The organism is Mesorhizobium comanense (genome assembly GCF_005503535.1).
Taxonomy (GTDB): domain Bacteria; phylum Pseudomonadota; class Alphaproteobacteria; order Rhizobiales; family Rhizobiaceae; genus Mesorhizobium; species Mesorhizobium comanense.
On sequence record NZ_SCNN01000053.1, the window covers coordinates 1 to 10,214 of the forward strand.

The 10,214-nt window shown below is 60.2% G+C and carries 7 protein-coding genes and 1 pseudogene; all 8 read left to right on the forward strand.

What is annotated here, in order from left to right; translation table 11 throughout:
* Nucleotides 1–42: 42 nt before the first annotated feature.
* Nucleotides 43–1,020: pseudogene (locus FFS37_RS36555) on the forward strand (heavy metal translocating P-type ATPase); the annotation flags it as partial.
* A 115-nt stretch (nt 1,021–1,135) separates the two neighbouring features.
* The gene (locus FFS37_RS36560) at nt 1,136–1,558 is read left to right on the forward strand and encodes a hypothetical protein (RefSeq protein ID WP_269750982.1); all 423 of its coding nucleotides are present in this window, start codon (nt 1,136–1,138) and stop codon (nt 1,556–1,558) included.
* A gap of 86 nt (nt 1,559–1,644) precedes the next feature.
* The gene (gene lspA, locus FFS37_RS35160; protein ID WP_232375916.1) at nt 1,645–2,169 is read left to right on the forward strand and encodes a signal peptidase II; all 525 of its coding nucleotides are present in this window, start codon (nt 1,645–1,647) and stop codon (nt 2,167–2,169) included.
* A gap of 2 nt (nt 2,170–2,171) precedes the next feature.
* Nucleotides 2,172–2,903, forward strand: coding sequence for a cytochrome c biogenesis CcdA family protein (locus FFS37_RS35165; protein ID WP_137935487.1), 732 nt, complete (start codon nt 2,172–2,174; stop codon nt 2,901–2,903).
* Between the two features lie 207 nt (nt 2,904–3,110).
* Nucleotides 3,111–4,373, forward strand: a complete 1,263-nt coding sequence (locus tag FFS37_RS35170; protein WP_137935488.1) for a sodium:proton exchanger — start codon at nt 3,111–3,113, stop codon at nt 4,371–4,373.
* A 241-nt stretch (nt 4,374–4,614) separates the two neighbouring features.
* Complete coding sequence (gene uppP / locus FFS37_RS35175; protein ID WP_137935489.1) at nt 4,615–5,487, forward strand: undecaprenyl-diphosphatase UppP; 873 nt, start codon at nt 4,615–4,617, stop codon at nt 5,485–5,487.
* An 824-nt stretch (nt 5,488–6,311) separates the two neighbouring features.
* The gene (locus FFS37_RS35180) at nt 6,312–9,287 is read left to right on the forward strand and encodes a Tn3 family transposase (protein WP_137935490.1); all 2,976 of its coding nucleotides are present in this window, start codon (nt 6,312–6,314) and stop codon (nt 9,285–9,287) included.
* A gap of 264 nt (nt 9,288–9,551) precedes the next feature.
* Nucleotides 9,552–10,214: LysR substrate-binding domain-containing protein (locus tag FFS37_RS35185; protein WP_171026558.1), on the forward strand; the 663-nt coding region annotated here is incomplete at its 3' end.

The window sequence follows — 10,214 nt, forward strand, 5'->3', positions numbered from 1 at the left end:
GTTCGGGTTGGCGCGCACATCGTCGTCCGGCCAGGAGACAAGGTGCCACTCGACGGCCGGGTTGCCGCCGGCGAGAGCGAAGTCAATCAAGCGCCGATCACCGGTGAAAGCGTTCCCGTATTCAAGGCAGAGGGCGACGTGGTCTTTGCCGGGACCATCAACGGCGAGGGTGTGCTTGAGATCGTGACCACCAAAGCAGCCAATGACACGACGCTCGCCCAGATCATCCGAATGGTCGGCTCGGCACAGAGCCGCCGCGCGCCCAGTGAGCAATGGGTGGAGAAGTTTGCGCGTGTCTACACGCCTGTGGTGATGGCACTCGCCGTTGCGATCTTCCTCGCTCCGGCCCTGTTCCTGGGCGGCGCATGGGACGTCTGGTTCTACCGGGCTCTCGTGCTACTCGTGATCGCTTGCCCCTGCGCCCTCGTGATTTCGACACCGGTGACGATCGTGGCGGCACTCGCCGGCGCGGCGAAGCAGGGCGTCCTGGTGAAGGGCGGCACACATCTCGAAACTCCCGCGCACCTCAAAGCCATTGCCATGGACAAGACTGGAACGCTCACCGAAGGAAGGCCGCAGGTCGTCGAGATCGTGCCGTTTGGAGGCCGCAGTGAAACAGACATCCTCGGCTTGGCCGCGGCCTTGGAGGCGCGCAGCGCGCATCCGATCGCCCACGCCATCCTGGTGAAAGCCGTCGAACTCAAGATTGCCGCCGAGCCTGCCGAGGCCGTCCAAGCCATCGTCGGCCGAGGCGTCACCGGTCGAGTGGCAGGCAGACAGGCTTGGCTCGGCTCGCGCCGCTACCTCGAGGAGCGCGGTATCACTTCGGATGGGGTTTTGCAGCAGGCCAATACGCTTTCGAGTGCCGGGCGCACCATGGTCGCGGTCGGCGATGGCCAGGACGTCTGGGGGCTCATCGCCGTTGCCGATGCTGTCCGACCGGAAGCGAAGGACATTGTTGCCGCACTTCACCGCGCCGGCATCAAGCACGTGGTGATGCTCACGGGGGACAATCGCGCGACGGCCGAGGCGATTGCGAAGCAGACGGGCATCGACGAGGTTCGGGCCGAACTGCTGCCTTGGCGACAAGGTGGCGGCGGTCGAGGATTTGGTGCGGCGATACGGATCTGTCGCAATGGTCGGCGATGGGGTCAACGATGCTCCCGCGATGGGGAGGGCCAATCTCGGCATCGCCATGGGCGCCATGGGCAGCGACGCCGCCATCGAAACGGCCGATGTGGCACTTATGTCGGACGACCTTTCGAAGCTGCCCTGGCTGGTTCGCCATTCGCGCGCGACGCTCGCGGTGATCCGGCAGAACGTTGCCTTCTCAATCGCCGTGAAGCTGCTGTTCACTGCACTGACAGTGATTGGTCTCGCTTCTCTGTGGGGCGCCATCGCGGCTGACGTCGGCGCATCGCTGCTGGTCGTTCTCAATGGCCTGCGCCTGCTCAATCGTGCTCAGACCAGCACTCAAAAGGGAGGCCCATCCGATGGCTTTGGCGTTTCGAGGCACCCGCGTCTGGCCCCCGCGATCACCGAGACGGCCCCGGCGTAACTGGTTCAGGCAGCGCCGGCACGATTTCGACCCAGCACAAATGCACTGGCCGCGGACAACGGCTGAACAATGAGGACTGATTGATCGTGGCATACCCTATGTTGATTCGACGAACTGCATTGGCCGGTGGTGCCTTGGCTGCCGCCGTTGCGGTCGATTTTGTCACGAAATGGCTTATGGTCAACATCGTGATGGTGCCGCCGCGCACGATCGAAATCGCGCCATTTTTCAATCTGACGCTCGGTTTCAACACGGGTGTCAGCTTCGGGATGTTCCGGGGGATCTTCCTCGATCGCCCGTTGGTGCTGGCCGGAATCCAGATGGTGATCGTGGCCTGGCTTGTCGTCTGGGCCATGAGAACGCCAAGGCGATCGGAGACGATCAGTCTCGGCCTGATCGGAGGTGGGGCGACGGGCAACGTGTTGGACCGGATACGTCAAGGTGCCGTGACCGATTTTCTCGATTTCTATGTCGGTAACTGGCACTGGCCGGCCTTCAACATGGCAGACGTCGTGATCGCCATCGGCGTTGTCCTGTTGATTACAGGCTCCCTTTGGCCGGCGCGGCCGACGGTCTCGGATCGTGGGCGGCCGAGCCGCGTGGCGTCCTAACGATGGAACCCATCGACGTATCGTTGCTTGGTTTGGCCACAGCCGCAATGGCTGGGGCCATCTCCTTCCTTTCACCCTGCGTGCTACCGCTCGTGCCGGGCTATCTGTCCTATGTCGCTGGCCGAGCGGGCGCTGGTGGAGCAGAGAGCCGCCAGTTCCATGTTATCGGACCAGCGCTCCTCTTTGTGCTCGGCTTCACCACCGTCTTTGTTCTGCTTGGGCTGAGTGCGATGGCCCTCGGCGGATTTCTGCAACGCTATCATATTGAAGCGAATCTGATCGGTGGCGCGCTGATCATTGTCCTCGGTCTCGCCATGACAGGACTGCTACGCTTGCCCGTCGCATTGATGGCTGATCGGCGCTGGCATGGCCCCAAGCAGATTGGAGGCCCCGTCGGAGCCTTCCTTCTTGGGATTGCCTTTGCCTTTGGATGGACGCCTTGCATTGGGCCGGTGCTCGCCTCGATCCTCACTGTCGCGGCGACCTCGTCGGGCAATGGAGCGGTGCTGCTCGGCGCTTATGGCCTCGGGCTCGGCGTCCCCTTTCTCTTGGCGGCGCTGTTTTTCGGCAGCGCGGCCGTATCTTTGAAACGTATGCGACGCGCCGGTGCAGCGCTCAACGTGGGCGCGGGGGCGGTGGTGGTAGGCGTCGGCATTCTGATGATGACAGGACGCCTGCAGGTGATCGCCATCTGGATGCTGACGACGTTTCCGGTGCTTGGGAGCATCGGATGAGGCGTGGGGCCGCATCTCAGCGCTTGGTCGGCGCCGCGGTTGACGGGCCGCGACCCGCCCTCAGGGCATTGGCGCACCGCTGGACAGCCTCCATCCTGCACGGCAACACCGTCATTTGCCCGTCGGCCGAATGCCGCCGTTTCCTGTCCTAAAGGCATTTGTATCTCCTAAAAGCCTTTGCATCGGAAGCACGCGGAGACATAGACGATGGAATTAGCACCCAGGGACCACTCAACCGCTCTCCCGCGCTCCTATTCCGCACGCCAGTGGTCGACGATCGGACTTGTTGGCGTAACACTTGTTCCGCTCGTTTTGGTACGATTCTTCGGAGTGGGCGGCGGCTCGGCCGCGACCATCGCGATCGTCACGGGCCTGGCGATCGTTGCCGCATCGTTCGCGCTCTCCTGGGGCGTCGAGGCGCTGGAAGGCGTGATGCCTCAAGGTGTTGCGCTCGCCATCCTGGCACTGATCGAGGTCGCTCCCGAATACACCTTCGAGGCCATCCTCGCCTACCGCCAACAGATCGAACTCGCGGCCGCCTCGATGACGGGTGCAAATCGGCTGCTGCTAGGCTTGGGCTGGCCTCTGATCCTGTTCACGGCCGCCATCGCTGCACGGGCGCGAGGCCAGCGCTACACAGCGATTGAGCTCTCCCGTGAGCAGGGGGTGCCCGTCTTCTTCCTCCTGATCGCGTCCGTCTATGCATTCGTCATCGTGATCAAGGGCACCCTGTCGCTCATTGACTCAGGAGTGCTGATCGCAATGTACGGGGCCTACATCTGGGTCATGCTGCGGAGACGCGAGCCAGAGCTGGAGGAAGGACACGAGGAGGCTGAAGAAGCGATCGGAATAGCGGCCACGACGAAGGGCATGGCGCCTGCTCGCAAGTGGACGGCCATCGGCTCATTCTTCGCGTTCGGCGCCTTCATTCTCTACGCCGGCGCCGAACCGTTTCTGGACGCGGTGCTTAAGGTTGCCGGTGGCCTGGGGATCAGCCAGTTCGCCCTCATCCAGTGGCTCGCGCCGTTCCTGTCCGAGTTTCCCGAAAGCCTGACAGCCTATATTTGGGCCGCAACGATCATCGCGGCTGCCATGGGACTTGGAACACTAATTTCTTCCAAGCTGAATCAGTGGACGCTGCTCATCGCCACGATCCCAATCGCCTACAGCTTGGGCGCGGGCCACTTGCAAGCGTTGCCGCTTGGCACGGTTGCGCGGGATGAGATTTTCCTAACCGCCGCGCAGTCGCTATTCGGCACGGTCCTCCTCCTAACCCTGCGCTTCGATCTTTGGAAGGCCTTCGCCCTGCTCGGCCTGTTCTTGATCCAGTTCTTTCTGCCGTTCGAAGCTGTTCACGTGACGCTTGCGTGGACCTACCTCGCGCTGACGCTCATCTATCTCGTCGTTTGCCGTAGACATGTTTGGGCCCTCCTCAGGGCATCCCGGTCGGCGATTGCGTTGGGCCGTTGAACGGCAAGGTATGGCGAACATGACTCTGTGCAAACTCTGCAGGACCGACAAAATTCCTCGTCGACATTATCGTCACATGGGACCGGCATGAAGGTGTCAACGGTTCGTTTCAACGAAAAGTGCGCGCTCGCGTCACCGCGTTGCGGTTCGCTCGACAGATTGGCCGCTCAGCCGCGCGCACGTTTTTCACTCATTCCAGTCGCTTGGCCTTAGCCGCCACTCGCCAATTGAAGGAGCCTGCATGACAAACGCTTGTACCCAAGGCGTCGATACCGGATTTGTAGCATTGGGCTACGCAAGAGTTGCCCTACTGGGCGTTGTCCAGGGGATCACCGAGCTGCTCCCGATCTCCTCGACGGCGCACATGCGGATCGTGCCTGCCTTGCTCGGTTGGCAAGATCCCGGCTCTGCCTTCTCCGCCGCCATGCAACTCGCAGCGCTGGCTGCCGTCATCAGCTATTTCTGGGGCGACGTGAGCCAGTTAGCCACAAATTCGGTGCGCGCCGTTGCGCATCGGAATTTCCGGGACCGACACTTCCGCTTTTCTCTTTGGATTATGGTTGCGACTATCCCGATCGGTGTGGCGGGCATGTCCTTGTCGGGCGTGCTGAACGCCTGCGGTTCGCCGTTGCGGTCCCTCACAGTGATTGGCTGGGCCTGCATCGTCATGGCCATCCTACTCGCGCTTGCGGAGATTTTTGCTCGCCACAGACGGACGCTAGAGGATGTATCTTTCATCGACGCATTGGGTGTGGGCGTCGCTCAGATCGGTGCCCTGATCCCTGGAGTGTCGCGCTCAGGATCCACCTTGACCGCTGCGCTAGCGCTCGGCTTTAAGCGAGAGGAGGCAGCGCGATTCTCATTCCTGCTCGGTTTGCCGGCAATAGCCTTGGCCGGGTTCAAGGAACTTTGGGAACTCCACAAAGTCCATCTGTCTCTCGACGGCTGGCTCATTCTTCTGGTTGGGCTTGTCGTAGCCTCGCTCTCGGCATTCTTCGCGATCTGGGGGCTGATGCGCGTGCTCGAGCGTTTTTCCGCCTGGCCGTTCGTGATATACCGAGGCGCTCTCGGTATCATTCTCCTATTGGCCATCGCCATGGGCAGGATCACCTAGTCCCGAGCGCTCCAGGAACTACGCGCGAGTGCGAATCAGCAATACGAAGCGGGGATGTTCTAGAGGACGCGCTCGAAGTAACGAGGGTGCTGTTTCTCTGCCTTTGCATTGCACCACTCTCAGCTTTACTGGAACTGATAGCTACCACAGCAATTGTTCCTCTAAGAGCATTAAACGAGTTCACGGTCTCTCACCCGCAAGTCATATTCGCTACCGCTTTACGTGATAGGTTCGAACCTCAGGCGTATCATCCAATGTGCCGCGAACATGTGGCGACCACCAAAAAATTCCGGTGCGTCTAACTTTGAAATGCCCTCGCACCAGATGTGCTTCCAGATCTGCATGGGAGTCCCCGGCGCGAGGAAATTCGCGAGAATGACGATCCAGGTGAAGCGTGATAGTTGAATAGTCAAGGAGCGGAAATGATCGCCGCTTGGCGCGTGCTGTGTTGAGTTTGCCTAGATCGCACGGCCCTTGTTTTGTTCCATTGCGGGTGTTGATGAGCATAAGAATACCCAGAAATAAACCGGCCTCTGCCATCGCTCCGGACCGCGACCTGTTGTTAAGCCAACCACTCAGGTATTTGCTCGGCAGTTTCGCTAAGTCTCCATAACGGGATAAATCAAACAATACTCGTTTTCGGGGTCGGAACAAGAGCAGTGCGAAATCGTACGCTAAGGGCGAACGGATCATGAACTCTTCTGTAGTGCTGCTATGCAGCATCCGATCCCTGTGGATTGCCCTCGCAGGGCACCAGTTTTGATTTCTTCGCCTGACCGACTCGACGACGCTCCCGGCACATTGGTCGTGGATGGAGTTGGGCGATGGGTAAACGGAGGCTTCTCAAGGTTCAGGATCGACAGAGACTTTTCGATATACCAACCGATGAGGACGGCCTCATCCGACACTATTCGTTGTCGTCGGCTGACAGGCTTGAGATTGGACTTCGCAGACGAGAACACAATCAGCTCGGATTTGCCGTTCAGCTCTGCCTGATGCGATATCCAGGCCGGGTGTTATCGACCGACGAAACTCCGCCTCGCGCAATGCTAAAGTACGTTGCTGAGCAGATTGGCGCCGACGCTGGAAAGTTTGCGCTCTATGCACGCCGTGAAGAAACGCGTCGCGATCACATTGCTCGCTTGATGGTTTATCTGGCCGCGCGGAGCGCGACGGGGCAAGACCGTAGAGCTGCGCTGCTAGCTGCAATTCAGGCGGCCGCGATCTCCGATGACGGTGGCGCGATAGCGAGTGCTACTGTCTCCATGTTTAGTGAACGCGGATCTCTTCTGCCGTCAATCGACACGATCGAACGGATCGGTCTTGCCGCCCGCGCCATTGCCCGTCGGCGGGCGGAGAGAGCGCTGATCGAAGAAATTTCGGTCGATACACTTCAATCATTGGATAAGCTGTTGGAGGTTGACCCGGCCATTGGCCAAACGCGCTTTCATTGGCTGCGATCAGCGCCGGATGCGCCAGGTGCTTCAAACTTGGTCGGGCTGACCGAACGGATCGCCTTCCTGCGCAAGCTAGAAATCGATCCGAAATTGCAGATGCGTATATCATCTGGACGGTGGGATCAGATGATCCGTGAGGGCAACGCCACACCGGCATGGCTGGCCAACGACTTCAATGCCAGCCGTCGACACGCGCTGATCGTGGCGCAGATTATCAAGCTCGGCCAGAAGCTCACTGACGATGCAGTGTCGATGTTCATCAAGTTGATAGGCCGGCTGTTCTCGCAAGCCAATAACCGCAAGAAGCAGCGGCACATGGACTGCAGGCCGGATACGGCCAAAGCGCTACGCATGTTCCTGGACACGATCACAGCCCTGCAGTCCGCGAACGATTATGGCCGCAACGCATTGGAGGTTCTCGATCAAGAAGTTGGATGGCACCGGTTGCTTCGGATGAAGCCTGAGCTTGAGTCGATGGTCGAGGACAACGAGGCGTCGCCTTTGACCTTGGCGGCCGAGCAATATGCGACCGTCAACAAGTACGCCGGTGCGTTCCTGCAGGCGTTCACATTCCGCTCAGCGCGCCGCCATGATCCCCTTCTTGCGGCGATTTCGCTGCTGAAACGGCTCTATGCCGAGAAGCGGCGGAGCCTTCCGGATCGCGTCCCGGTCACCCACCTCAGCCAAGCTGATCGACGGCTAATCCTCGGGCAGGAGAAGCCCGATCGCCGTCTCTATGAGATTGCTACGCTCGCCGCTTTGCGAGACCGCCTTAGATCCGCGGACATTTGGGTCGACGGCAGCCGATCTTTCCGACCGATCGACGAGCACCTGATGCCGCGGCCAACGTTCACAATCCTGAAAGATGAAGGTCGCCTCGGACTTGGTGTCCAAGAGGACGGTGCGGCGTGGCTTACCGAAGCGCGGCAGATGCTCGACTTCAACCTGAAGCGCCTGGCGCACAGGGCACGATCCGGGAAGCTCGACGGTGTTCGTCTCGAAGGTGGAACGCTTATCGTCACGCCGGCAGCTGGCGAAGTTCCCGCAGCAGCCGAGGACCTGAATGCCGAGATCAGCGAGCTCTATCCGTTGGTCGAGGTGCCAGATCTCTTGAGGGAGGTGCATGAATGGACCGGCTTTGCGGATTGCTTCACCCATGTTCGCACGGGTGACACTCCGAGGAATGTCTCGGCCATGCTGGCTGGCGTACTGGCCGATGCAACCAACCTTGGTCCGAAACGGATGGCCAGCGCGTCCAAAGGCATCAGCGCTCACCAGATCAGTTGGATGCGCACCTTCCATGCCCGGTCAGAAACCTACCGTGCGGCCCAGGCCTGCGTGACGGACGCACACACCCGCCATCCGCATTCTCGTCTTTGGGGCAATGGCACGACGTCATCATCTGATGGCCAATTCTTCCGAGCAAGCGACCGAGCCGCAAAGCGCGGAGATATCAATCTGCATTACGGCAGTGAGCCCGGATCGAAGTTCTACAGCCATCTGTCAGACCAGTACGGCTACTTCAGCATCTTGCCCATCAGCCCGACCGAAAGCGAGGCTGCCTTTGTGCTCGACGGACTATTCGATCAGGACACGATCCTCGACATCCAGGAACACTTCACCGATACAGGCGGCGCGAGCGATCACGTCTTTGGGCTATTCGCTCTAATCGGCAAGCGGTTCGCACCGCGATTGCGCAATCTCAAAGATCGGAAGTTCCACACGTTCGAGAAAGGCGATGCATACCCGGCGCTGTCGAACCACATCGGAGCGCCAATCAACACCACCCTGATCCTCGATCACTGGGACGATCTGCTTCATCTGGCGGCATCGATAACCACCCGTGCCGTCGTGCCCTCGACGATCTTGAAGAAGCTCTCTGCATCACCGAAGGAAAGCCAACTGGCCAAGGCTCTTCGGGAACTCGGCCGCATCGAGCGGTCGCTTTTCATGATTGAATGGTACTCGAGCTCGACACTGCGCCGGCGCTGCCAAGCCGGCCTCAACAAGGGGGAGGCAGCGCACAAACTCAAACGCGCAGTCTTCTTTCATGAGCGTGGCGAGCTCCGCGACCGGTCGTTCGAAAGTCAGGCATTCCGCGCATCGGGCCTCAATCTTGTCGTCAGCGCGATCGTCCACTGGAACACGGTCTATCTCGACCGCGCGGTCACAGAGCTCAAACGAGCGGGAAGGAACATCTCAGATACGCTATTGAAGCATATCTCGCCGCTGAGTTGGGAGCACATCAACCTGACAGGTATCTACACCTGGGACAGCGAGCAACATCTCCCGGAAGGCTTCAGGTCGCTTCGCCTCCCGGCAGGGCTACGCCGTGCCGCATAACGTTCCTGCTCCGTTCGACCTTAGCGTACGATTTCGCACTGCTCTTGTTCCGACCCCGTATTGCCAACAACGCCGCCATCGCCGCCGCGCAAACCATTTCACCAAGCCTGTATCGCATATCCACCGTCTCCTTTGCCCCGGGGCTCGATGGTCGTCGTGCTTACGCCGAGGACACCACGCCACATTCCAACGGCATCGCGCCCTTGCATTCAAATGCTAAGTTGAGTGAATGTTATTCACTTATGTTATATGTTGGGAGGTCTCATGAACTTTCGCCAAATCGAGGCTTTCAGGGCCGTCATGGCATGCGGAACAACCACCCGCGCGGCCGAGGTCCTACGCATTGCACAACCGGCGGTCAGCCGCCTCCTGTCGGATCTCGAACGAAGCACGAAGCTCAAGCTCTTCGACCGAGGCAAGGGTCGCATTCGACCAACCACCGAGGCGCATGCATTCTATGACGAGGTCCAGCGGAGCTTCATCGGCCTTGAGCGGCTGCGCTTTGCCGCCGACAATATTCGCAGCTTTTCCTCCGGGACATTAAGGGTGGCAAGTCTCCCGGTTCTGGGCAATGCCTTCTTGCCGCGCGCCGTCGGATCCTTCAGCCGCGACTTCCCCGACGTCTCGATCCTCCTTCACATCCGAAGTTCGGAGGCCGTCAAGGATCTGGTCGCTTCGGGTCAGTTCGAGATCGGCTTCGCGGCTGATGAAATCGACCGTGCAGGTGTTCACGCCAGGGTGATCGTTGCCCCCGAGGCCGTTTGCATCATGCCGCGCGGGCATCCCCTGGCAGCGCGCCTGATGGTCGGCCCGGCAGATCTTGCCGACGCCCGGTTTGTTTCTCTGGCCGCCGAAGACGCCGCGCGGGCGCGAATAGATCGCGTGTTCGTGGACGCGGGCGTCAGCCGCCGGATCGTCGTGGAAACC